The sequence below is a fragment of the Salinimicrobium sp. WS361 genome, assembly GCF_050750585.1.
In the GTDB taxonomy this organism is placed as follows: domain Bacteria; phylum Bacteroidota; class Bacteroidia; order Flavobacteriales; family Flavobacteriaceae; genus Salinimicrobium.
The window spans coordinates 317,658-342,004 of sequence record NZ_JBOJLM010000002.1 but is presented as its reverse complement, the minus strand read 5'-3'; the positions used below and the strand labels follow the sequence as shown (position 1 = coordinate 342,004).

The following is a 24,347-nucleotide window of genomic DNA, read 5'->3' as shown; positions in this document are numbered from 1 at the left end:
TATTAACCACCACAAACATTAGGGCAAGATAAGAAAATGCTATTTTTGTGATATGAGTTTTTCAAGAAAAAAAATTTCGCTTGAAGAAGGCGATTATTATCTCACCCCCGAAGGCTACCGCTGCTTTACCGAACAATACCACCTCAAAAGAGGTTATTGCTGTGAAAGTGGCTGCCGTCACTGCCCTTACGGCTTCAATAAAAAAACGAATCAACAGAAAAAATAATTCTATATGGACTTCAAAAATGCCATTTTAGAAGGTATTCCCAACATCCTGCCTCCTGCAAAAGATTACGATGTTAATGTAAATCATGCTCCAAAACGCAAGGACATTCTCTCTGCTGAAGAAAAGAAACTCGCCCTGCGCAATGCGCTTAGGTATTTTGACAGCAAACATCACGAAGAGCTGCTACCAGAATTCCGAGAGGAACTTGATACCTACGGAAGGATCTATATGTACCGCATGTGTCCCGATTACGCGATGTATGCCCGGCCAATTTCTGAATATCCCGGAAAGTGCGAGCAGGCAAAGGGAATCATGCTCATGATCCAGAACAACCTGGATCCTCAGGTGGCGCAACATCCACATGAATTGATCACCTATGGCGGCAACGGAGCGGTTTTTCAGAATTGGGCGCAGTACCGGCTGGTGATGAAATATTTAACCGAAATGACCGAAGAACAAACTTTGGTGATGAATTCAGGTCACCCGCTGGGACTCTTTCCTTCACATAAAGATGCACCGCGCGTGGTGGTAACCAATGGGATGATGATCCCCAACTATTCCAAACAGGACGACTGGGAAAAATTCAATGCCCTTGGCGTAACCCAATACGGACAAATGACTGCAGGAAGCTATATGTATATAGGTCCGCAGGGAATTGTTCACGGCACCACGATCACGGTGCTCAATGCACTTCGGAAAATTGCTCAAACGTCCACCTCACCCCAGGGCAAGGGTGTCAAAAAGGGCATTTTAGGAGAGGGATCTTTATTCGTTACTTCGGGTCTTGGAGGAATGAGTGGCGCGCAACCCAAGGCCGGAAATATCGCCGGCTGTATCACGGTTTGCGCCGAAGTGAATCCAAAAGCTGTTGAAACTCGCCACTCTCAGGGTTGGGTAGATGAAGTTGTTAAAGACCTTGATGTGCTGGTCCAAAAAGTTTCTGAAGCAAAAAAAGAAGGAAAAACAATCTCGTTTGCATACCTCGGAAATGTGGTAGAAGTATGGGAGAAATTTGATGAAGAGAATATTCATATTGATTTAGGAAGCGACCAGACTTCCCTGCACAACCCCTGGGCAGGAGGTTATTATCCGGCAGGCCTCACGCTGGAAGAAGCAAACACCATGATGAGCCGCGATCCCGAAAGGTTCAAAGAAAAAGTACGGGAGAGTTTGCGAAGGCAAACCGAAGCTATTAACCGCCACACCAAAAAAGGCACCTACTTTTTCGACTATGGAAACGCCTTTTTACTGGAGGCTTCAAGGGCAGGTGCTAAAATCTATAAAGATGAGGCAGGTGATTTTGTAAGCGGCGCTTCAGCAGGAGAAGACAAAGATTTCGCATACCCGAGCTATGTGCAGGACATTATGGGGCCCATGTGTTTTGATTACGGCTTTGGCCCTTTTAGGTGGGTATGTGCCTCGGGCAAAGAAGAAGACCTGGAAAGAACCGATCAAATTGCACGGGAAGTACTTCAGGAGTTAAAGAAAGAGGCTCCCGAAGTAATTCAGCAGCAAATGCAGGACAATATCAAGTGGATTGAAGGTGCCAGGGCCAATAAACTGGTGGTAGGTTCGCAGGCCCGCATACTATATGCCGATGCTGAAGGTCGTACTGCAATTGCAAAGGCTTTTAATGATGCTATAGGCAAAGGGGAAATTGGACCTGTGATTTTGGGTCGTGACCATCACGATGTATCGGGAACCGATTCTCCTTACCGCGAAACCTCCAATATTTACGACGGTTCGCGCTTTACAGCCGATATGGCCATACAAAATGTGATTGGCGACAGCTTTAGAGGTGCTACCTGGGTGAGCATTCACAACGGCGGCGGTGTAGGCTGGGGTGAAGTGATCAATGGCGGATTCGGTATGGTTCTTGAGGGTAATCAGGAGTCGGAGAGACGACTTAACTCAATGTTATTCTGGGATGTAAACAACGGAATTGCCCGTAGATCATGGGCCCGTAACGAGGGCGCCGTTTTTGCCATACAACGTGCAATGGCAGCAGAACCTCGTTTAAAAGTCACTATGCCCAACATTGTAGATGATCGCCTGTTGGACAATTAACCTTAAAAAACACTATTCATATGAGAGCGATTAAAATTACTTCGGTACTCGTTCTGTTCGTGCTGGTAATGACTTCCTGTAGTACCGTGAAAGTAGCGACAGATTACGACAGGGAAGTCAACTTCTCACAGTACCAGACCTATGCCTTCTTCAAACCCGGTATTGACAAAGCAGAAATTTCTGATCTTGACAAAAAACGGATCTTGAGGGCCATAGACGAAGAAATGCAGCAAAAAGGTTTTACCAAATCTGACAACCCCGATTTACTCATCAGCATTTTCACCAAGACCAAAGAGAATGTGAACATCTATAATAACGCCTACGGTTATGGCTATGGATGGGGCTGGAACCCATGGTATTGGGGTTCAGGGTATAATACTGTTAGCTCTACTACCGAAGGCACGCTCTATATTGATCTTATTGATGCCGAAAAAAAGGAATTGGTTTGGCAGGGAATGGGAACTGCTGCACTATCGAGCAAAGTGGAACAAAAACAGGAAAGGATCAACGAAATAGTTGAAGAGATCCTGGAGAAATATCCACCTTCTTTGAACTAATTTACATTTTAAGTCCCCCAACTAAAGCCGCTAACCCTAAAAATTTAGCGGCTTTTTCTTTTCCTTTTAAAGTCTATCCTAATGAAGATCAATAATTTACAAACCTAATATTTTTGTATCTTTAAATCCTGTTGTTGACTCAACAGGTAACCTGTAGTTGATTCTATTTTTTTGATTTTTAACACAGGTTACTCTAAAAAAATTGGATGGGTGATTATTATATTTAAGTATGGGAAATCAAAAACATCGCGAGGCTTTAATTGATAGAATCAGAAAAATTGATGATGAGAATGTTCTTGATGAAGTTAAGAGACTTCTTGACCTAAATTTTGATGATACCTTTTATCAATTAAACGAAGATCAAGAGGCCGAAATAACTCAGGCCAGGGAAGAATTGAGTCGTGGAAAAGGAATATCATCTGATCAAGTTGAAAAAGATTTCGATGAATGGCTAAACAAATAGTCTGGTCTCCTTTAGCTGTCCAAAAACGCTCAGAAATTTTGAAATTCTGGATTAAAAAGAATAAATCTGATACCTACAGTAAAAAATTAAATAAACTGTTCAAGGAAGCCAGCCATTTAATTTCCCTACATTCAGACATAGGAAAACCCACTTCAAATGGTAATGTTCAGTTTAAGGTTTTCCTCCATTATCTCAAGTTTTACGAACTCAAAAATAATAAGGTTTATATTCTAACTATTTGGGATTCCAGGCAGGATCCAGAGAGATTTAGACTTCCGTAAATTTATAAAGCTATGGATCAAGAATTTGAATCAAACGAGATCATTGACCGGCTTCCGGCACACCTGAAGCAATTCATAAAACCTCAGAATTACGAGGACTACACTCCTATTAACCAGGCGGTGTGGCGATATGTGATGCGCAAAAATGTAGATTACCTTAGCAAGGTTGCCCATTCCTCTTATCTCGACGGACTCAAACAAACAGGGATTTCCATAGATCATATCCCCAATATGTACGGAATGAACAGGATCCTCAAAGAAATTGGCTGGGCCGCTGTAGCGGTTGACGGATTTATTCCGCCGGCAGCTTTTATGGAATTTCAGGCTTTTAATGTACTGGTGATCGCCAGTGACATCAGGCAACTCGAGCACATAGAATACACCCCGGCGCCCGATATTATCCATGAAGGTGCAGGCCACGCCCCCATTATCGCAAATCCCGAATACGCCGAATACCTCCGCCGCTTTGGGGAGATTGGTTGCAAAGCCATTTCCAGCGCCAAGGATTACGAGATTTATGAGGCCATTCGCCACCTTTCCATCATCAAGGAAGCCGAAGACACTCCGCAGGAGGAAATAGAAGCTGCCGAAAAAAAGGTCGATGAATTACAAAATGACCAGCGGGAGCAAAGCGAAATGGCACAAATTAGAAACCTGCACTGGTGGACCGTGGAATACGGACTCATAGGTACGCCCGAAGATCCTAAGATCTATGGCGCCGGGCTCCTTTCCTCTATTGGTGAAAGCACCTGGTGTATGACCGATAAGGTTAAGAAAATACCCTACGACATTAGCGCTGCACAGCAGGAATTTGACATTACAAAACCTCAGCCACAGCTCTACGTAACACCCGATTTTGCTCACCTGAGCCTTGTCCTGGAAGAGTTTGCAAATAAAATGGCACTGCGGGTGGGCGGCCTCGAAGGTTTACAGAAGCTCATCAACTCCAAAAACATCGGAACTATTGAGCTGAGCACCGGAATACAAATCTCCGGTATATTTTCCAGAGCAATAGAACACAACGGCAAGCCCATTTACTTTCAAACCAGCGGCGCTACTGCTCTCTCGGCAAGAGAAAAGGAACTGGTGGGCCACGGCAAGAAAAACCATCCCGATGGCTTTGGTTCTCCCGTTGGAAGGTTAAAAGGCATCAACCTTGCCATTGAAGATATGAGTCCGCGTGACCTGCGAGCTTATGATATTTATGAGGGCGAACAGGTGAATTTTGAGTTTGAAGGCGGGATAACTGTTAAGGGGGAGATCATCACCGGCACCAGGAATTTACAGGGAAAGATCATACTTATCAGCTTAAAGAATTGCACCGTTACCTGGAAAGATGAAATATTGTTTCAACCAGATTGGGGCAATTACGATATGGCTATTGGTAAAGAGGTTATTTCTGCGTTTGCCGGTCCGGCAGATGCGAAATCTTTTAATTTGATCACCCACACCCCATCTTCCACCACCATCAAGAGCAAAAAGACGCCAGAGCGCGCCGAACTGGAACCTCTTTACGAATCGGTTCGGAACATCAGACAGGGCAAGAACACCAAATTCTCGCTCGAAGCAGCTTTTGATATCGCTAAAAAATACCATCCTAAAGACTGGCTGCTTTCCGTAGAGATCTTTGAACTGGCGCATGGTCATGATGAAAAACTGGCCCAAAAGGTGATTGAACACCTGGAAGATGTCAAGAAACGACGACCCGAAGTTGCCCATTTGATTGACAACGGATTAGAGCTGGTACAATCTTCACTGGTTACGGGTTAGCTACAGTTGTAGCTCCTGCATTTGTTGCGACGCCCCAAATTCCTCGTTGTTATAGGTGAGCGTCCAGCCAAGGGTGTTAGTGAGAATATAGATCTTTTGCAGCTCACTAATTAGCCGGTTTTTGGCATTCGATTTTAGGGTAGAATTCTCCACCTTTTCCCGCATAGATTTATTGATGCGCGATTTGATCTTGTTATAATCCTCGGCCGTGAACTGGTTGAGATAGTCCTGAGTGATGTCGTAATATTTAATATCGGGGTAGATATTGATCTCCTCTTCCGGAATATGTTTTATGTGCACCGTTTTATTTTCAACATCAACCTCAGTGACCAGTTTACTCAGGTCGTACGCCACTGTAGCTTTCGTATTCACAATAATTAGCGCTCTTTTTCGGGCAGGAAGCACATCCAAAAACCTGTTTTTCGTGTCTTTGTATGTATAGACCTGTGAAAAAGTTCCCTCGGTCACCACAAGTTTCCCAACGTTCTTAATTTGCTGCTGAATAAGCGCAGTGCTTTCCTCCAGGCGATCTCTTTCGGCATTCCGGTTCTCAAAATATCGGTAAACCATGAAAATAAGCAGTACTGCAAGGGCACCAAGGATGTATTTCTTCATGTTCTAAAAATACGAATTAGGAACCTGCTTTTTTTGAAGAAAATGTGAAGATTTCTCTCAAAAATGAATCTGAGGCACTTCTTTTTCGAGCTTTTCTATTTTTTGCTGAAGATTTCTTCGGAATTTCTGATGTGCTTCAGAAGTTTCATTAAAAGGCCGGTGTAAAAGCCCTTTTTGGATGGTATCCACCTGTTTCATTACTTCGGAAGCTGCTGAAGCTATCCAGGCCTGCCTGAATTTTTCCCAAATATAATCTACCGCCACACTATTAGGGTGCACCATATCTTCAGCATAGAACCTGTAATCGCGAAGCTCGTCCATCATGATCTCATACGACGGAAAATAAGAACATTTTTCTTCTGAAGCCACCACTTCCTGAATTGCAGTGATCAGTTTGGCTTTGCTCAGCTGATTTTCTACAAAACCATCCTTTAAATGTCGCACAGGGGAAACAGTGAAGATAATTTCGGCTGAAGGATTGAGCGACCTCACAATTTCTGAGGTGTCAAAAATGGCATTTTTGACCTCTGTTATTTCCTTGCTAAAATTCGCCTGTGGCACTTTATGGCAATTGGCCACCAGCTGTCCTGTTTCATTCAGTCTATATCCCCAGGCTGTTCCCGGCGTGATGATCACATGAGTGGCTGTCTTCAAAAATTCGCGGGTTTCCTTGACTGCAGCGTTCAATTTGCTCAGGATCTCCTCTTTTTCTACGGAATTAAGATCGGAATGGGCTTCGTAGCATTTCCAGGTCTCATTGTGGTAAAAAATATCTGCTTCAGTAAAAACATGCTGCTCTTTTACCCTTTTTAAGAAGTTGTGAATCGCAGCAGGATGAAAAAGAATTCCGAAGGGATTGAGAAGGTTCGGAAATTTGAAGTACTCCAGTTTCTTCCCGATATTTTCCACAAAACAAGAGCCCAAAAGCAGCACTTTTGAAGAGTAACCAATTTTTGGTTCTTTCGGAGTTACGGGAACTTGAGTACGGAATTCCATTGGTTTCTATTTGCAGACCTGCAAGGTTTTAAAAACCTTGTAGATCTTAGCCAGACAATTTAAAACCTACAAGGTCAAAAAAAGACCTTGCAGGTTAGAACAAGGTTAAACCTAACAGGTTTTCAAAACCTGTTAGGTTTGCGATATCTTTACTTCACAAACTCCTCAGCCTTTTGTAAGGCCTCGTCCAATCCGGCAGGATTTTTACCTCCTGCGGTGGCGTAAAATGGTTGTCCGCCGCCGCCGCCCTGGATGTAGCGACCCAGTTCTTTTACTACCTTTCCGGCATTAAGACCTTTTTCCTGTACCAGGTTTTTAGAAATGTAGCAGGAGAGCATTGCTTTTTCATCCTGTTGGGTACCAAAAAGAAGAAATAGATTATCAATTTCATCTCCCAACTGGAAAGAAAGATCTTTGATGCCGCCTATGTCTAAATCAACTTTTTGAGCCAGGAAGTTGATGCCGTTGATTTCTTTGATCTGGTTTTTAAGATCTCCTTTCAGATTTTTTGCCTTATCGCGGAGCAGAGATTCGATCTGTTTCTTTAATTCAGCATTTTCTTCCTGCAGGTTCACCACAGCTTTCACAGGATCTTTGGCGTTCTTAAGAACAGCTTTGATCTCACCGAAAGTTTGGGTTTGAGCAGTAAAATATTCTTTGGCAGCTTCATTGGTAATAGCTTCGATCCGTCGGATCCCCGAAGCCACAGCTCCTTCAGAAATGATCTTAAAATGCCATATATCGGCGGTATTTCCAACATGTGTTCCACCGCAGAGCTCCATGGATTTTCCGAAGCGAACCGCACGCACCTTGTCGCCGTATTTCTCTCCAAAAAGGGCAATTGCGCCATCGTTTATAGCTTCCTGATAAGGCATCTCCCTGTTTTCAACAAGCGGCAGTTTATCGGCAATCCGCGTATTTACAAAATCCTCTACCTGCTGCAATTCTTCCGAAGAAACTTTGCTGAAGTGAGAGAAATCGAAACGCAGGTAATCGCTCTGCACCATAGAACCTTTTTGCTCTACGTGCGGCCCGAGAATTTCCCTGAGCGCCTGGTGCAATAAGTGCGTGGCACTGTGATTGGCCGCAGTACGCGCTCTTTGTGCAGCATTTACTTTGGCCGAAAAAGTAGCCGAAAGATCTTCGGGAAGTTCTTTGGTAAGGTGAATAATAAGGTTGTTCTCTTTACGGGTGTCTAAAATGTAATTTACAGCGCCATTTTTTGACTCCAGAGTTCCTTTGTCACCTACCTGGCCACCGCCTTCGGGATAAAAAGGCGTTTTACTGAAGACCAGCTGGTACAGTTCTCCTTCTTTTTTAGATTCCACTTTGCGGTAGCGCAAGATCTCCACTTCGGCTTCAAGGCTGTCGTAACCCACAAAACCTTCGGTCTCTGCTTCCTTCACCACCTGCCAGTCTCCCGAAGTCACCTTGGATGCGTTTCGCGAACGATCTTTTTGCTTCTGAAGCTCGGCCTCAAATTCCTTTTGGTCAAGGCTGTAGCCTTTTTCACTCAGAATTAGGGCGGTAAGGTCAATAGGGAATCCAAAAGTGTCATATAATTCAAAGGCTTTTTGGCCTGAAACTTTTTTGTCTTCGCTCTCCTGCATGATCTGGTCCAGCAGCACTAACCCTTGGTCAAGCGTGCGTAAAAAGGAATTTTCTTCCTCCCTTATCACGTTTGTGATGAGGTTTTGCTGAGAACGTAGTTCGGGAAATGCTTCTCCCATCTGGCTTGCCAGCGTCTCAACCAGTTTATAAACAAAGGCTTCTTTTTGGTTGAGGAAAGTGAAGCCATAGCGAATGGCCCTTCTAAGGATACGACGAATCACGTAACCGGCGCCGGTACTACCCGGCAACTGCCCGTCGGCAATGGCAAAAGATACCGCCCGCACATGATCGGCAATTACGCGTATCGCGATGTCGGTCTCTTCGTTTTTCCCGTATTCTGAAGTTGTCACCTCGCTAATCTTCTTGATGAGCGGGGTGAAGACATCGGTATCGTAATTAGATTTTACGCCCTGCAGCGCCATACAGAGACGCTCAAAGCCCATCCCGGTATCCACGTGTTTCTCCGGAAGTTTTTCCAGGGAACCATCGGCTTTTCGGTTAAACTGAATGAAAACCAGGTTCCAGATCTCCACTACAAGCGGATGGTCATTGTTTACCAGGTCCCTTCCGGGTGTTTTCGACTTCTCTTCAGCCGATCTAAGGTCAATATGAATTTCAGAAGAAGGTCCGCACGGCCCCTGGTCACCCATTTCCCAGAAATTATCTTTTTTATTTCCGTAGATAATGCGGTCTTCGGGCACTATTGCCTTCCAAAGATCTAAAGCTTCCTGGTCTACTGGCAGATCTTCTTCCTCACTGCCTTCAAAAACCGAAACGTAGAGGTCTTCCTTGTTCAGTTTATAAACTTCGGTAAGCAGTTCCCATGCCCAGTGAATGGCTTCCTTCTTAAAATAATCTCCAAAGCTCCAGTTGCCCAGCATCTCGAACATGGTATGGTGATAGGTGTCTTTGCCCACCTCTTCGAGATCGTTGTGCTTCCCGCTCACGCGCAGGCATTTTTGGGTATCGGCGATGCGGCGGCTGGTTGGGGTTCCGTTACCAAGAAAGAATTCCTTGAACTGGTTCATCCCTGCATTGGTGAACATGAGCGTAGGGTCATCTTTGACTACCATGGGCGCCGATGGCACTATGCTGTGGGATTTATTTTGAAAGAATTCGAGGAATTTAGAACGTATCTCCTGGGATTTCATGAAGGCTAGAATTTAATATTATGCTGTCGGGAAAACAATTTTTATATTTGTTCGTTTCTCAAGCTGATTGTTGCACTGTTTTTGCAACATATTAAGTAAAGCAAAAATAGAATAATTTAACTTATATGTCTAAGGTTAAATATTATTACGACAGCGAGACGCTATCTTACAAAAAGATTGAGCGCAAAAAAGGCCGCCGCCTTGGAATTGCTGCTCTTAGTGTGCTGGGGACCTTCCTGGCAGGCTTTGTTCTCCTGGTGATCTACCTCAACATCCCGCAGCTGGAAACCCCCAAAGAAAAAGCACTTTCCCGCGAGCTGGAAAATATGAAGTTACAGTACAGCATGCTTAACCGTAAAATTGAGCAAATTGAGAATGTACTGGCCAATGTAGAAGATCGCGATAACAACATTTACCGTCTTTACTTTGAAGCAAACCCTATACCCGAAGAACAGCGCCTTGCCGGATTTGGAGGGATAAACCGCTATAAAGACCTGGAAGGTTTTGACAATTCAAAACTCATTATAGAAAGCCACAAAAAGCTGGATATGCTTACCAAGCGCCTGGTAGTACAGTCCCGCTCCCTTGACGAGATCGTAGAGCTGGCCAATGATAAAGAAAACCTGCTGGCTTCAATTCCTGCAATTATTCCGGTGAAGAACGAAAACCTAAAGAGGATGGCTTCAGGTTATGGCTGGCGCACAGATCCTTTTACCAAGGTGCGAAAATTCCATTATGGAATGGACTTTACAGCGCCACGGGGCACGCCTGTGTATGCCACAGGTGATGGGGTTGTAGAACGCGCAGACAACCGTTCCAGCGGTTATGGTAACCACATTAGAATTAATCACGGCTATGGCTACGTGAGCCTTTACGGACATTTGTACAAGTACAATGTAAAGAGAGGACAAAAGGTGCAAAGAGGAGATCTTATTGGCTTTGTTGGCAGCACCGGCCGTTCACAGGCGCCTCACCTGCACTACGAGATCTTTAAGGATGATGAAAAGATCAATCCTATCAACTTTTACTACGGACATTTATCTCCAGCTGAATATGACGAAATCCTGGAGCAGGCACAACTTGAAAACCAATCCCTGGATTAATGCACGTAAACCTGCCCGATAAGTTGTATTATTCTATTGGCGAAGTGGCCGAAGCTTTTAACGTGAACACCTCTCTCATCAGGTTTTGGGAGAAAGAATTTGATGCCATAAAACCGCGGAAGAACGCCAAGGGCAATCGTAAATTCACTAAAGAAGATATTAAAAACCTCGAATTGATCTATCACCTGGTCAAAGAAAGAGGCTTTACCCTTGAGGGTGCAAAAATCCATCTGAAGGAAGAGAAAAGCCGGAAAACATTGTCTAACTTTGAAGTCATTCGCAAGTTAGAAAATATAAAGTCTACACTAATAAACTTAAAAAAGGAATTGTAATATGAAAAAGTGGCTCGTCCCCGTATTGATCATTGGGGCTATTGTCTTAGGTCTTTACCTGTTAACCGTTGGAAAATACAACAATGCTGTAGTAAAGCAGGAAACTGCACAAACAGCCTGGTCACAGGTGGAGAGTGCATACCAACGCCGAAGCGACCTCATCCCAAACCTGGTGAATACCGTGAAAGGTGCGGCAGACTTTGAAAGAGGAACACTTACCGATGTTATTGAAGCCCGGGCAAAAGCAACTTCTGTAAATGTAGATGCCAGCAATATCACCCAGGAGAACCTTCAGCAGTTTCAGCAGGCACAGGGAGAAGTTTCTTCAGCTTTGTCGCGATTGCTCGTTACCGTTGAAAGATATCCGGAACTTCGGGCTACACAAAATTTTCAGCAGCTACAGTCACAGCTTGAAGGCACAGAGAACCGAATTAACGTAGAGAGAAACCGTTACAACGAACAGGTAAGGGATTACAACACCTACATCAGGAAGTTTCCTAACAACCTTATTGTAGGCATGTATGGTTTTGAAAGAATGCCTCTTTTTGAAGCCGATCCAGGTTCAGAAAACGCACCCGAAGTAGATTTTGATTTCTAAAAGTTCCAAAAATGTCAAAAATAGAAGAGTTTCTTTCCGAAGCAGACGAAGCCGAAGTGGTAGCAGCCATTAGAGAGGCCGAGAATAAAACTTCAGGAGAAATTCGGGTACATATTGAGAAAACCAGCAAGGGCAAAATCTGGGACCGTGCAATGGAGGTTTTTCATTTGTTAAAGATGGATAACACCAAAGAAGACAATGGGGTGCTCATCTATGTTGCCATTGAAGACCGGCAGTTTGTGATCTACGGCGATAAAGGGATCAATAAAGTGGTGCCCGAAGGTTTTTGGGAAACCACCAAAGATGCCATTTCTTCAAGGTTCAAAAATGGGGAATTTAAACAAGGTCTCATTGACGGAATCCTTATGGCCGGAAAGGAATTACAGGAACATTTTCCCTGGAGCGAAGATGACACCAATGAACTTTCGGATAAAATATCCAAATAATGAACAATTTACTTCGGAATTTCCTTTTTACAATCATCCTTTTCAGCCTCGGCTTTACTACCTATGCTCAAAGGGACATTCCCGCAAGACCTTCTTTAGAGACCAGTATTTATGATGAAGCCGAAGTACTCTCGCCACAGGAAGAGCAGGCTTTAGAACGCAAGCTTATTAGCTACGCCGATACTACCTCCACCCAAATAGTAATTGCTACAATAGAATCCCTGCAGGGGGAATATATTGGCACCTATGCTGCCGAATGGGCTCATAAATGGGGCGTGGGGCAGGCAAAAGAAGACAACGGAATTTTGATCTTACTGGCCGAAAGCGAACGCAAGATCTGGATCTCTACAGGCTACGGAATTGAAAGTACGCTTACCGATGCCCTCTCAAAACAAATTATTGAAAGTGTGATCCTTCCGGAATTTCGCTCCGGAAGTTATTACCGCGGATTAGATGCGGGTACAACTGCAATTTTCCAGGTGCTTAACGGCACTTTTGAAGGTTCGCGACCAGCTTCGGGCGATGGAGCTTCTCCAAGATTCATTGTCCTGGCCCTCATTTTTATCGTTTTTCTCATCATCCTTAGTTCCCGCAACAAAAGAGGCGGTGGCCGTGGCGGATTCCGTCGTGGCGGCGGACTCCTCGACATCCTGGTGCTTAGCAGCCTTGGCCGTGGTGGCTTTGGCGGTGGAAGCTTTGGTGGCGGAGGAGGCGGTTTTGGCGGCGGCGGTGGCTTTGGTGGAGGCTTCGGCGGCGGTGGCTTTGGCGGCGGTGGTGCCGGCGGGGGATGGTAATTTTTTAGTAGGCAGTAGGGTTCAGTGATCACTGGTCAGTGATCACTGGTCAGTTTGAACTTCCCTGATTAGTGTTGACCGGTTTTAGATATTAATTTTCATTATCAAAAATAGTAATAATTGGTCTTTCTTCTGTTTTGAGGGTTGACCAATAACTAATGAACTCTTCGGGGTTTCTTTTCTCTAAATGATCATGGGATCTTTTGGTGTTATAATTTTTTACTGCTTTGTTCACCTGGTTCTTGAGTTGGCTAAAGGTTTGTGGTTTCCAGTGGTCTAGGTATTCTTCTTTTATTGTCCTATTAATCCTTTCGGCATAGGCATTATCCTGTGCACTTAAAGCCATGCTGATAGTTGTTGTATGGGATTTTAAAAGTTCAGTGTAAGACTTATAAGTATACTGGCTTCCTCTATCTGAGTGGTGGATCTTCGGAGCTTTATTGTTCTTTAGAGCCATTCTTAGAGCCTTCAGATTTGCTGTTCCTCTCATGTGATCAGAGACTTCATAACCAACTATTTTCTTAGTGTAGACATCTATAATGAAGACTGCGTAATAAAATTTATCTCCCACCCGGTAGTAGGTAATATCACTTTGCCATACCACCGAAGGTGCATTGACCTCTATTCCTTTAATTTTATTCGGATAGTAGATATTACCGGCAATGGTTGTGCGTCTATAATTCTTCTTTCTTTTGAGAAGATAACCTAATTGCATAAAAGTCTCTACAAAACGATCTCTCCCAATAAAATCAGGCTTTAAAGTATAGTACATTTTTTCCACCCCACAACCAGGATGATCTCTACGAATATCATCAGCTTCAGACATTAATTCCATCAAACGATGATCAAAAATTCTTTGTCTTCTAGCATATTGATGGACAGCTTGTTTACTGATCCCAATGCCTTCATAGAGTTGGTTCATGAAATAACTCACTTTTTCTTTGTTTTTCCTGAACCAGTTGATTGTGGGGTGCTGTAGTTTTTTTTAATGTCGATATCAAGCTCTGACTTAGCTAACTCGATCATCTTTTCAAGATAATCTAGCTGTATCTGTTTACGTCCTAAAGCTGCTTCAAGCTCTTTGTTCCTGGCCTCCAGCTCTTGCATTTTTTTACTGCTACTGTCTTTCATTTCTACGACTCTAAATCCTTTCTCGTTAAAGGTAGAAAATTTATGAATCCAGTTATAGATCATAGACCGTGACATTCCGTGAAGCTTAGACAGTTGAAATACACTGTACCTGCCACTTTCATAATCATTCACAATTTATCTTTTGAACTCATCGGAGAACTTCCGATGTTTACTGAGCAATCGAATATTTGACTTCATGTAAGTTGATTTTATGGTCAACCTATATCAGGGACGTGCAGTTGTCAGGAAAATTCAAATATTATAGTTCAGGCACTTAATTCCAAAAAATAAGTTTACACACGGCACGGATTGCAAATCCGCGCCAACAATATTGCAAATTCCAATTTTCAAGTACCAAATCCCAAAAAATAAATTCCAATGGAAAGCCCCAGCGGGGCAAAATATTGGTAGCCGGGGTTTTCAACCCCGGGATTAAAGAGCACCACCCACATCAGGAGCCCTGAAAGGGCGATATATTTATAGCATTTCATTCCCGAATCATAAAGAGTCCCGGAGGGACGGCATATTGGAAAATTGAAAGATGATTTAATGCACGGCACCGATTGTAAATCTAGTCCAGCAATAGTGCAAATTCCAATTTTCAAGTACCAAATTCCAAGCACCAAATCCCAAAAAAACAAATTCCAATGGAAAGCCCCAGCGGGTGAAATATTTATAGCATTTCATTCCCGAATCATAAAGAGTCCCGGAGGGACGGCATATTGGAAAATTGAAAGATGATTTAATGCACGGCACCGATTGCAAATCCACGCCAACAATAGTGCAAATTCCAATTTTCAAGTACCAATTTTTAAGCACCAAATCCCAAAAAACAAATTCCAATGGAAAGCCCCAGCGGGGCGGCATATTTATAGCATTTTGTTCCCGAATCATGAAGAGTCCCGGAGGGACGGCATATTGGGAGGTTGAAAGATGATTTAGTGCACGGCAGGATTGCAAATCTGTGCCAGCAATGGTTCAAGCACCAAATTCCGAATAAAAAATTCCAATATGTAGACGGCACGGATTGTAAATCCGCGCCAGCTGAGATTTAACCTTCCTATTTACTGCTTACTAACAACTGCAAACTAAAAAAGGAGGGGTTCAAAAATGGCATTTTTGAACCCCTCCTTTTTATTCGTACTTCTAAGATCTACCTTCTACTTTCCTCTACATTCTTATGATCCCTCCGCCTCTTCGGTTTGGATCCTTTCCTCCAAACTTACTTAGTTTGTAGGTGAAGCTAAGCATAAAATATTGTTCAAGGATGAGTTCGCGGGTGTCCTGCACAAAATCTTCGCCCGTGGTACGGGAGGTGCTCACATTTTCATTTAACAAATCGTAAACCTTCAGCTTTAATGTGGCATCGTCTTTCAGGAATTTGTAGCCAAGGCTCATATTCCATAAAAGTGAGGTATCATCAAACCCAGGCGCAACATTTCCGTAGGAATTAAAGGAAAAATCATTGCCAAAAACCACATTTTTGGGCCAGTATGTTGTCGCTTCCAGGGCCACCGTATGATTCACATACTCTTCTTCCCTGTTGTTGTTAATACCGTACTGCGTGTTGACATAACTTAGCTCATACCGCGGATTGATCTCGATAACCTCTTCATAATTATAGCCCAGCCTCAATGAAGGATTAGCTCCAAAACGATCTGCCTTATAGCGGGTACCATTTGAAAATCCTAACTGCCGGTTATAATTTCCGTTAAGACCAACGCGATAGTTATACTCCTGCTTTTCCTTTTTATATCGCTTTGAATAGAAAACTCCGGCATAGGAAGTCAAACCTCCATCCAGGTTCCTGTAAGTGGTGGTGGTTATAAGGTCTTCAGTAATTGAATAAGGCACCACCTGGTTGTCGTAAAATGTTGCCGACGCATAGATATTCATTCCGCTGCGGGTGGCGAAGTCGAAGTTATGGTACCCAAAATTCAGGTTTTGGGAGTAGGTTGGATCGAGTTCGGGATTTCCCACAATGATGTTCAGTGGGTTGGTGAGGTTGGGCACCGGCTGCAACTGTGAAATTGATGGGATGTTATTATCTGTACGATACCTAAAGTAAAATGATTTACCACGGGTGATCTCATACCTAATGTCGGCTTCCATAAAAAGCTCGTTGTAATTTTTCTTAAAGGAGCTCTCTACCAGGAAATCCTCATTTTCAAGAGATGTATTTAGAAGTCCCAGGTTAAATCCTCCCCTTAATTTTTTGCCTTCGTAATTAAGTCCGGCATTTGGGATATGCTTGTAACTCGTCACCTCAAAGTCGTTGCTGAGTTCTTCTTCTAAAAGGTCATATTCACCGCTGTCTTCGTCAAACTGGTAAACAGAACGGGTATTGGAAAGGTTGAGCACAGAGAAATCGTAAGAAAGATCAAGAAAAAGCTTATCGGCAAGAACAGAGCGCTGGGTGATTCCCGCCTCATATTCATCTGAGCTGTTATCTTCATCAATGAACTGATCCTGTATCGCAGTGCCTGTGGTGGTGCCGTCTTCTACGGTAAACTTTTCGGAATAAAAGAAATTCTCGCTTTCCTGCTTTTCGTTCCGGTTGTTAAAATCAATTTGCAAATAGGCCCCGCGGCTGCCAAACTTCCTGATAAAATCTATTCTATTACGGAAGTTGCTGCTGTACAATTCTTCATTATCAAAGGTGTTGGAAAGGAGTTGAGAGGCCCCTTCCATTCTTTCTGAAACGCTGTTGCGATCTGAAAATCCATTATTGATATTTACCGATGGCCTTACCGAGATCCTGGTTAGCGTATCGAGTTCTACCTCAAAAGCCAGGTTTGCCCGGTGACTTTCGTTCACCATGTTTCCTGAAGATTCAGAGTTAGTGAAGAAAGTACTATTGGGAAGAAAAGTCTCCCGCTCTACCACTGAATAGGTTTCGGTGTCATTTTTTCCGAAGAAATAATCGGCAGTCAGTTCATATTTTTTATCCCAGTCGTTAGTGAAATTGAAGCCGGCAGTCTCACTTTTGGTGATACCACCGCTGCCGCCAAAACTATTCCCGTTAATGCTGAAGCTACCGTTACGATTAAAGGAGACGCTGCGCGCCCTGCCCCCCATCATGTCAAAAACCTCATCAAAAGAGAAGCCCGAAGAATTAATGTTATTGGAGCTGGCCAGTACACTCAGCCTCATATCGTCTTTAAAATAATTTCCAATTCCGCTTAACTCGTACCTGTCATCTGTCCCCCCACCTGCAGTTGCGCGTGCAAAATATCCTTTGTTCTTATCTTCCTTAATGGTTACGTTGATGGTCTTATCATCGGGGTTTCCTGCTTTGCCCGTGAATTCTTCAGATTTGGTTTTCGTATCCACTACCTGTATTTTATCTATAATCTCCTTCGGAAGGTTTTTAGTGGCGATCTTGGGATCATTTCCGAAGAATTCTTTTCCGTTTACGAGGATACGGGAAACAGGTTTCCCATTGACGGTAATATTTCCCTGGGCATCTACTTCGACCCCCGGAAGCTTTTTCATCACCTCCTCAAGGTTAGCATCCTGCCTGGTATTAAAGGAACCTGCATTAAACTCAAGGGTGTCCGACTTTATAGTGACAGGAGCTCTTTGAGAAACTACGGTAACCTCTCCCAGCATGTTGTTGGCCACATGCATTTTTAGCTGTCCCAAAGCTATATTTGGCTGCTCCAGGATTATTAATCGGGTAAGCGGATCGTAGCCGTTGTACGTGCCCACTAACCTTAAACTATCCATTTTCCCGGAACCTTCAATTACAAATTCTCCTACTTTATTGGAAATAGTGTAGGAAACAAGGCTACTGTCCTGCACCTTTTCAACAAATAGTGTAGCCGATTCTAAAGGGAGTTGAGTTTCTGCATCTACAATTTTACCCGAGATAGAGAATTGTTGAGCCATTGCACCTGAAGAGATTAGGAGCAGGCATAGGAAGAAAAAATACTTCATTATAAGGGAGGTCTTAAATATTAAATGCTGCTACTTTAGGTAACAGCATTTATTGGACTCCCAAAAAGGGCAAAAGTTACATCACGTACTATTTTTTCCTGAAGTACACCGATACCGGCACACCGTTGAAATCAAATTTCTCCCGCAATTTATTTTCCAAAAACCTTTTGTACGGATCTTTCACATACTGCGGAAGATTGCAGAAAAAAGCAAACTGGGGCTGTGGCGTAGGCAGCTGCATACAGAATTTTATTTTCACGTACTTGCCTTTATAGGCTGGCGGCGGATATGATTCTATTATAGGCAACATTATCTCGTTAAGCTCACTGGTCTTAATCTTTTTGCTTCGGTTATTATAGACCTCAACTGCAGTTTCTATGGCCTTAAAGATTCGCTGTTTAGTGAGTACCGACATAAAGACGATTGGCACATCGGTAAAAGGTTCCATTTCGCGGCGAATATTGGCCTCGTATTCTTTCATGGTATTGGTCTCCTTTTCCAGAAGATCCCATTTGTTTACCAGGATCACGATACCTTTACGGTTGCGCTGCGCAAGCCAGAAAATATTTTGCACCTGCCCATCAAAACCACGGGTAGCATCCATGACTATTAAGCACACATCGCAGTGTTCAATAGCCCGAACCGAGCGCATTACCGAATAAAATTCAAGATCTTCCTTTACTTTAGATTTGCGGCGTATCCCGGCGGTATCAACCAGGTTAAATTCAAATCCGAAGCGGTTGTATTTTGTATCAATAGAGTCGCGCGTAGTTCCGGCAATATCGGTTACTATATAACGATCTTCTCCAATAAGGGCATTTATAAACGAAGATTTCCCTGCATTGGGCCTTCCCACCACTGCAAAGCGGGGTAACTCGGCTTCTTCGGGGCGGGTATCTTCGGGCAGGGCATCAACAAGGGCATCGAGTAATTCTCCTGTACCACTACCATTGGTGCTGGCAATTGGAAAATACTCCCCAAGTCCAAGAGCGTAAAATTCTACAGCATTTTCAAGCCGTTTGGAATTATCTACTTTATTTACAGCAAGAAATACAGGTTTGTTCACCTTCCGAAGCAATTGTGCCACGTCTTCATCCATAGGTGTGACGCCGGTCTCAACATCTACCATAAAAATAATGGCATCGGCTTCACCAATAGCAAGTTCTACCTGCTTATCAATCTCGGCTTCAAAAACGTCATCGCTTCCCAGCACATATCCGCCGGTATCAATTACAGAGAAATTGCGGCCATTCCAGTCGGTCTTTCCATAATGCCGGTCTCTGGTTACTCCACTTACCGAATCTACAATGGCTTCACGGCGCTGGATCAACCGGTTAAAAAAGGTAGATTTCCCAACGTTAGGTCGTCCTACAATAGCTACAATACTGCTCATAAATATATTCTCTTAAATAAGAGTGCAAAATTAGGGGATTTAAAACAAATGCCCTGTACTTACAGCTGCCTAATTTTCAGTAATTACAGAGAGGAAAATCCTTTGATAAAGGATTGCCCCCTCCACCTGAAAAATTATTAACCTGTCAAAAAAGGCAGATTTACTTCTTGTCTCCAGAGTAGCCAAAGCGTCGCAACTGTTTTATATCGCTTCGCCAGTTTTTATTCACTTTCACATACAGCTCAAGGTGCACCTGCTTCCCAAAGAATTTCTCAAGGTCTTTACGAGCCTCTACGCCCACTCTTTTTAAAGCTGCGCCTTTATGGCCAATAATGATCCCTTTTTGAGTTTCCCGCTCTACCATGATAATGCTACGCATGCGAATGATCTCTTCTTCTTCAAAGAATTCTTCGGTATCGATCTCTACACTATAAGGAATTTCCTTTTTGTAGTGCATCAGAATCTTTTCGCGGATGATCTCGTTTACAAAGAAACGCTCGGGCTTATCGGTAAGGGTGTCTTTAGGGTAAAAGGCAGGAGATTCGGGAAGGAATTCTACTATGCGATTAAATACTTCGGCAACATTGAATCCCTGAAGTGCAGATACAGGATAAATTTCGGCATTGGGAACTTTTTCCTTCCAAAGCTGCACCTGTTCTTCCAGTTCAGCCTGATTGGATTTGTCGATCTTATTCAGAAGTAATAAAACAGGTATTTCAGAATTGATGATCTTGTTGAAAAAGGCTTCATCTTTTAATTCCTTTTCGCCTATTTCAACCATGTACACCAGGACATCGGCATCTTCAAAAGCCGACTTCACAAAATCCATCATCGATTCCTGTAACTGGTAAGCCGGTTTAATGATCCCCGGCGTATCACTAAGAATCACCTGGAAGTCTTCTCCATTCACTATTCCCAAAATACGGTGTCGTGTAGTTTGCGCCTTGGAGGTAATGATACTCAGTTTTTCGCCCACAAAGGCGTTCATTAGCGTAGACTTACCCACATTTGGGTTTCCTATAATATTTACAAATCCTGCTTTATGTGCCATAATTCAATTTTTCTTTGCAAAGATACTCAATTATAAAGCAGGCAACCAGTGGCAAAAATTTGAACCTGCTCTTATAATTTAGAAGATAATTTTTTCTCACCATCTTCACCCAACTTCCCTTTTAACAGATAATTACAAGAAGTAAATCCTATCTTTTGTATTTTTAAAGGTACTAACCCACAAAATTAGAAAATAATGAAAAAATTTATGATTTTAATCTTTAGCATGGCACTTATGGCTTCATGTGGAGATAATGAAAAAGAGAACCTTTCAAAAGAATTTGATGAATTAATGACCCAGAATGACAGCATTGCGCAGGTAAATTCAGAATTTCAATCTACCCACGAAAGGATGAAGCAAAATCACCAGGACCTTATGCAACAGCTGGACACCATGCAGGTATCGGACTCTACCTATTATGATCAAATGGCCCAGAATGAAGTGATCATCAAGAAACACGAAGGACTTTTAGCCGGGCATAAAGAATATATGGAAGGACACCGCGAACTGAAGGATAACTTCGGAAATTTGAGCAGTTCAGAAATGAAAGCGCAGATCTCTAAAATGAAAGAAGTGCACCAGACTATGATGGATGAGCACAGCAGCATGAGGAGTGAGCATGAAGAAATGATGAACAAGCACGATGAAATTCGCAAGAATTTAATTGACAGCAACAGCCAGGAGATGTAACCACAGTATAGGGCTACACTGAAGCTTTAGCAAAAACAAAGGTTCCCATAGTATCCAAAAAAGGTATTTTGGGAACCTCTTTATATTTTAAAAGTCAATATTTTCAACATTAAGCACGTTGCTCCCCAAGATACTTACAGAAACCAGTAATTTTCTCTGGCCTGCAATAATTTCCTGAATCCGGAATTCGTTTATTTTTCCGGTGACATTAATCCCATCGGTAAGTTCTAGCGCATCGGCCAACTTGTTATTTATTTTTTCAAGTTGCACTTTAACAACAGGCCGAATATCAAACTTCATCTTCGATTTGAGCTTAGAATACAGAAAATTATTGATAAGTGCCTCTACCAGCCTGTTCACAAACCAGCCATCATTTTCTCCTTCTACCTTAAAATGACTGATAAGCACCTCCTGCTCTGCTTCCCGAAACTGAATAGAAAGATGGGCAACGGCGGTGATCTCTTTATTTTTGAATAATGTGGTGAGAAGGCTTAGCTGTACATGCACAGCCAAATCAAAATCTTCTAAATGACTCTTTCGCAGGTTAATGTTGCGAATTCTGGCATGATCGGAGGTTTCACCATCGGCTTTTCCCTTACTAAGGATTTTTCCCTGTAGTTTCTTTTGCAGATAGTTTTCAAGCACCTGGTAATCAATTCTCACCGGCAGGCGCAAAACCACATTGTACTTATTATCAGGAATATTCTCTTCCATAATTCTCTGGTTCAGGAAAACAGAAGATAGTAAAATTTATTTTTCAAATCAACTCAGATGAAAAGAGCTTAAAATTATGGCCAGGCAGCAGATAAACCCCGCTTGTTTCGTAACTTTATCGTACTAAATGTTTGTTATGCCACTTATCTTACCCGTAGAAGAAAAAAGCCCCCGAATAGGCGAAAACTGTTTTATTGCTGAAAATGCGACCATAGTTGGAGATGTCATTTTAGGCAGGGATTGTTCAGTTTGGTTCACTGCCGTAATAAGAGGGGACGTCAACTCAATTCACATTGGAGACAGAACCAATATCCAGGATGGGGCGGTTATTCACTGCACCTATAAAAAAGCAGCAACAACTATAGGAAACGATGTCTCGATTGGACACAGGGCGATAGTTCACGGCTGCCACATCAAAGATCGTGCATTGGTTGGAATGGGAGCTATTGTGATGGACGATGCCATAGTTGAGGAAGGCTGCATAATTGCTGCAGGAGCCGTTATATTGGAAAAAACAGTATGTGAAGCCGGCCACATCTACGCCGGAATCCCTGCAAAAAAGGTGAAAAAATTATCTGAAGCTCAAATTGCCAACCTGGAAAAAACCGCTGCTAATTACATCATGTACAGCACCTGGTTCAATGGAAAGCCTGTGGAATAGATACAGCTTATAAGGACCACAGCCGGTGAAGAGAAAGAATAAGAATGATTCCCGCCACTGCCGCAAAAAGAAATAACGCAATTAACCTCACATGAGAGTTATTAATAAGCTTTATGATATCCCTTTTTGACATATAACCATTTTTCGTACTTTAGAGCAAATTGAGTGCCAGAGAAGAGCTTAGAGAGAATAAAATTTCTCTATAAGTTTCACTTTTGGGAATCCGCAGAGACATTTTTTTGATGTTTTAACTACTATATAGTTTCCCAGCCGCTTCCCTTACTGACTTTTGGACTACTTCGGAATGATCTTGCCGAAAAGCCAGGAGTATTACTCATTTCTAAAATCCTTATAATAATTGTAGTTTAAGGGATAATCTTATATTGCATTAAAACTCCCCTCTGGTTAATGAAGATAAATTCAGATCTTATTTGGGCACTAGCTTTACTTGCAGTCGCGGCAGCATCCTTCTTTTTAGGAATGAAAAAGGAAAACCTCAAAGTAGAAGAACTGCTGGAAGAACGCCACGCAGAAATAGAGATTCTTGAAAAGAAGAATCAGCAACTTTCGGAAGAATTGACCTCCCGCGGTATCTACAGCTACCCTCAGGCTACTGTAGTCTCTAAGCTAAAAGCGGCTGTGGCTACTGTTCTTATTTCTCTCAATGGCCAGGATCCAATCCCCAATTTAAAACTCAGGAGAAATGTCATTTTTAACTATTCGGCCAAGGAGACTTTACAGCTGGATCAAAAAGGGAAGTTTAGCGACCTTGGTACTTTAAAGCCGCACAACCCTTCAGCTTTTGATATTCCTCTGGAAGAAAAAGAAATTGCACTCCACCTGGAATTCGATTCAAAAAAGAACCAGTGGCACCAATATATATGGATTAAAACCGGGACCAATGGTAATATTGCTACCTTTTGGGTAATCACGAACGAAAACTCTGCGGTCATAGACAAACACATTGACCCCGAATTTCCCACAGATGAGGAAGAAAAAGTGCTGCTCTGGAAGGGAGAAAGGATTCATTATTCAGATCTAAAAATGAATTCCATTTTTCCGCCTAACAACTAAACCTCAACTTCCCCAAGAAATTCCATCGGGTAAAATCTTTTTTGAGAAAAAACAAGACGTAAAAAAGGTTCACTTTCACTAAACATACAAATCATTCTTTTGAGTGGCTTATTTAAGGGCTAAAAAAGCAGAAAAATCAAGCGATTTCATAGAAGTCCTGGTTCCCATTAAAACCTCTTACACCATTAGGTATTATTTACCTCCAACACTAACAAATATAGTGGTAACGTCACTCGTCTCATTGGTTTCATAAGTGGCACCGCTCATTTCTAATTCAGTAAGTTTTGTTGAAGTACAACCTCCACTACTCGATTTCTTCAGAGTAAAGGCAAAATTAAAAGTTATTTCATCTCCAATTGTGACTGTATACCCATCAGATTTTGACTCCCAGCCCAATAGTACATTCACTACATTTCGATCTGTTTCATAATCGAACACAACAGCTTCCCCATCACTATTAGTTATTTGAAGCTGATTCTCTTCAAATAATTCATTCTCAAAAAGGTTATCACCTGTCGTTTCATTCACGACTTCAAACGTAAACCCTACAGGCCCTGTTTCACAAAGAATGCCTCCATCTGTGTCATCGCACCCGGTGAAGGCAAAAAGAACAAGAAGCAACGTAAAAACTCTTTTCATGATTTTAGATTTAATGATTACCGGGCAAGGTAACAATTTTACTCA

25 protein-coding genes are annotated in these 24,347 nt (G+C 42.7%); 14 read left to right on the top strand and 11 right to left on the bottom strand.

Annotation, left to right across the window (positions count from 1 at the left end; all coding sequences use genetic code 11):
• Positions 1 to 52: 52 nt before the first annotated feature.
• The 6 genes from ACQ93I_RS03450 to ACQ93I_RS03425 all read left to right on the top strand — a co-directional run bounded on the left by ACQ93I_RS03450 (position 53) and on the right by ACQ93I_RS03425 (position 5,364).
• Positions 53 to 226 (top strand): DUF5522 domain-containing protein, encoded by a 174-nt coding sequence (locus tag ACQ93I_RS03450; protein WP_431697150.1) that lies wholly within the window; start codon positions 53 to 55, stop codon positions 224 to 226.
• A 6-nt stretch (positions 227 to 232) separates the two neighbouring features.
• The gene (locus tag ACQ93I_RS03445) at positions 233 to 2,293 is read left to right on the top strand and encodes a urocanate hydratase (protein ID WP_431697149.1); all 2,061 of its coding nucleotides are present in this window, start codon (positions 233 to 235) and stop codon (positions 2,291 to 2,293) included.
• Between the two features lie 20 nt (positions 2,294 to 2,313).
• The gene (locus tag ACQ93I_RS03440; RefSeq protein ID WP_431697148.1) at positions 2,314 to 2,850 is read left to right on the top strand and encodes a DUF4136 domain-containing protein; all 537 of its coding nucleotides are present in this window, start codon (positions 2,314 to 2,316) and stop codon (positions 2,848 to 2,850) included.
• Between the two features lie 229 nt (positions 2,851 to 3,079).
• Positions 3,080 to 3,313 (top strand): hypothetical protein, encoded by a 234-nt coding sequence (locus tag ACQ93I_RS03435; protein WP_431697147.1) that lies wholly within the window; start codon positions 3,080 to 3,082, stop codon positions 3,311 to 3,313.
• The gene (locus ACQ93I_RS03430; protein ID WP_431697146.1) at positions 3,298 to 3,594 is read left to right on the top strand and encodes a type II toxin-antitoxin system RelE/ParE family toxin; all 297 of its coding nucleotides are present in this window, start codon (positions 3,298 to 3,300) and stop codon (positions 3,592 to 3,594) included. The genes ACQ93I_RS03435 and ACQ93I_RS03430 overlap by 16 nt, the downstream gene beginning before the upstream one ends.
• Positions 3,595 to 3,606: 12 nt before the next feature.
• Positions 3,607 to 5,364, top strand: a complete 1,758-nt coding sequence (locus ACQ93I_RS03425) for an aromatic amino acid hydroxylase (RefSeq protein ID WP_431697145.1) — start codon at positions 3,607 to 3,609, stop codon at positions 5,362 to 5,364.
• Here ACQ93I_RS03425 and ACQ93I_RS03420 read toward each other — a convergent pair whose 3' ends face one another.
• From ACQ93I_RS03420 to alaS, 3 genes are all read right to left on the bottom strand, one after another.
• Positions 5,365 to 5,979, bottom strand: a complete 615-nt coding sequence (locus ACQ93I_RS03420) for a DUF4230 domain-containing protein (protein ID WP_431697144.1) — start codon at positions 5,977 to 5,979, stop codon at positions 5,365 to 5,367.
• A gap of 57 nt (positions 5,980 to 6,036) precedes the next feature.
• Positions 6,037 to 6,975 carry a GSCFA domain-containing protein gene (locus tag ACQ93I_RS03415; RefSeq protein ID WP_431697143.1) on the bottom strand — a complete coding sequence of 313 codons (939 nt, stop codon included), beginning with the start codon at positions 6,973 to 6,975 and terminating at the stop codon, positions 6,037 to 6,039.
• A gap of 149 nt (positions 6,976 to 7,124) precedes the next feature.
• The gene (gene alaS / locus ACQ93I_RS03410) at positions 7,125 to 9,737 is read right to left on the bottom strand and encodes an alanine--tRNA ligase (RefSeq protein ID WP_431697142.1); all 2,613 of its coding nucleotides are present in this window, start codon (positions 9,735 to 9,737) and stop codon (positions 7,125 to 7,127) included.
• 125 nt (positions 9,738 to 9,862) lie between these two features.
• Between alaS and ACQ93I_RS03405 the strand changes: the two genes are divergently transcribed.
• Genes ACQ93I_RS03405 through ACQ93I_RS03385 form a run of 5 tightly spaced genes read left to right on the top strand, consistent with a single transcriptional unit; the run spans position 9,863 to position 13,010 of the window.
• Entirely contained in the window at positions 9,863 to 10,840 is a 978-nt protein-coding gene (locus ACQ93I_RS03405; RefSeq protein ID WP_431697141.1) for a M23 family metallopeptidase, read from the top strand.
• Complete coding sequence (locus ACQ93I_RS03400) at positions 10,840 to 11,172, top strand: MerR family transcriptional regulator (RefSeq protein ID WP_266070444.1); 333 nt, start codon at positions 10,840 to 10,842, stop codon at positions 11,170 to 11,172. Before ACQ93I_RS03405 ends, ACQ93I_RS03400 begins: the two co-directional genes overlap by 1 nt.
• 1 nt (position 11,173) lies before the next feature.
• Complete coding sequence (locus ACQ93I_RS03395) at positions 11,174 to 11,770, top strand: LemA family protein (protein WP_266070443.1); 597 nt, start codon at positions 11,174 to 11,176, stop codon at positions 11,768 to 11,770.
• Between the two features lie 11 nt (positions 11,771 to 11,781).
• Entirely contained in the window at positions 11,782 to 12,216 is a 435-nt protein-coding gene (locus ACQ93I_RS03390; RefSeq protein ID WP_423819852.1) for a TPM domain-containing protein, read from the top strand.
• The gene (locus ACQ93I_RS03385) at positions 12,216 to 13,010 is read left to right on the top strand and encodes a TPM domain-containing protein (protein WP_431697140.1); all 795 of its coding nucleotides are present in this window, start codon (positions 12,216 to 12,218) and stop codon (positions 13,008 to 13,010) included. Before ACQ93I_RS03390 ends, ACQ93I_RS03385 begins: the two co-directional genes overlap by 1 nt.
• A 91-nt stretch (positions 13,011 to 13,101) precedes the next feature.
• On the opposite strand, the gene ACQ93I_RS03380 is transcribed toward ACQ93I_RS03385, so the two are convergent.
• The 6 genes from ACQ93I_RS03380 to era all read right to left on the bottom strand — a co-directional run bounded on the left by ACQ93I_RS03380 (position 13,102) and on the right by era (position 20,524).
• On the bottom strand, positions 13,102 to 13,932 hold the full coding sequence (locus tag ACQ93I_RS03380; protein WP_431697139.1) for an IS3 family transposase: 831 nt from the start codon (positions 13,930 to 13,932) through the stop codon (positions 13,102 to 13,104).
• Between the two features lie 8 nt (positions 13,933 to 13,940).
• Positions 13,941 to 14,273, bottom strand: coding sequence for a transposase (locus ACQ93I_RS03375; protein ID WP_431697138.1), 333 nt, complete (start codon positions 14,271 to 14,273; stop codon positions 13,941 to 13,943).
• A gap of 215 nt (positions 14,274 to 14,488) precedes the next feature.
• Positions 14,489 to 14,632, bottom strand: coding sequence for a hypothetical protein (locus tag ACQ93I_RS03370; protein WP_431697137.1), 144 nt, complete (start codon positions 14,630 to 14,632; stop codon positions 14,489 to 14,491).
• 679 nt (positions 14,633 to 15,311) lie between these two features.
• The gene (locus ACQ93I_RS03365) at positions 15,312 to 18,080 is read right to left on the bottom strand and encodes an outer membrane beta-barrel protein (protein WP_431697136.1); all 2,769 of its coding nucleotides are present in this window, start codon (positions 18,078 to 18,080) and stop codon (positions 15,312 to 15,314) included.
• 88 nt (positions 18,081 to 18,168) lie between these two features.
• Positions 18,169 to 19,473 carry a ribosome biogenesis GTPase Der gene (gene der, locus ACQ93I_RS03360; RefSeq protein ID WP_266068490.1) on the bottom strand — a complete coding sequence of 435 codons (1,305 nt, stop codon included), beginning with the start codon at positions 19,471 to 19,473 and terminating at the stop codon, positions 18,169 to 18,171.
• A 160-nt stretch (positions 19,474 to 19,633) separates the two neighbouring features.
• Entirely contained in the window at positions 19,634 to 20,524 is an 891-nt protein-coding gene (gene era, locus ACQ93I_RS03355; protein ID WP_266068489.1) for a GTPase Era, read from the bottom strand.
• Between the two features lie 195 nt (positions 20,525 to 20,719).
• Here era and ACQ93I_RS03350 point away from each other — a divergent pair, with 195 nt between their 5' ends.
• Positions 20,720 to 21,214, top strand: coding sequence for a hypothetical protein (locus ACQ93I_RS03350; protein ID WP_431697135.1), 495 nt, complete (start codon positions 20,720 to 20,722; stop codon positions 21,212 to 21,214).
• Between the two features lie 87 nt (positions 21,215 to 21,301).
• On the opposite strand, the gene ACQ93I_RS03345 is transcribed toward ACQ93I_RS03350, so the two are convergent.
• Entirely contained in the window at positions 21,302 to 21,928 is a 627-nt protein-coding gene (locus ACQ93I_RS03345; protein ID WP_423819857.1) for a DUF4403 family protein, read from the bottom strand.
• A 136-nt stretch (positions 21,929 to 22,064) separates the two neighbouring features.
• Between ACQ93I_RS03345 and ACQ93I_RS03340 the strand changes: the two genes are divergently transcribed.
• Entirely contained in the window at positions 22,065 to 22,589 is a 525-nt protein-coding gene (locus ACQ93I_RS03340; RefSeq protein ID WP_431697134.1) for a gamma carbonic anhydrase family protein, read from the top strand.
• Positions 22,590 to 22,997: 408 nt separating this feature from the next.
• A complete protein-coding gene (locus ACQ93I_RS03335) occupies positions 22,998 to 23,663 on the top strand; it encodes a hypothetical protein (protein ID WP_431697133.1) in 666 nt (221 codons plus the stop codon).
• 192 nt (positions 23,664 to 23,855) lie between these two features.
• Here the strand turns inward: ACQ93I_RS03335 and ACQ93I_RS03330 are convergent, their stop codons facing one another.
• Positions 23,856 to 24,302 (bottom strand): hypothetical protein, encoded by a 447-nt coding sequence (locus tag ACQ93I_RS03330; RefSeq protein WP_431697132.1) that lies wholly within the window; start codon positions 24,300 to 24,302, stop codon positions 23,856 to 23,858.
• Positions 24,303 to 24,347 lie beyond the last annotated feature (45 nt).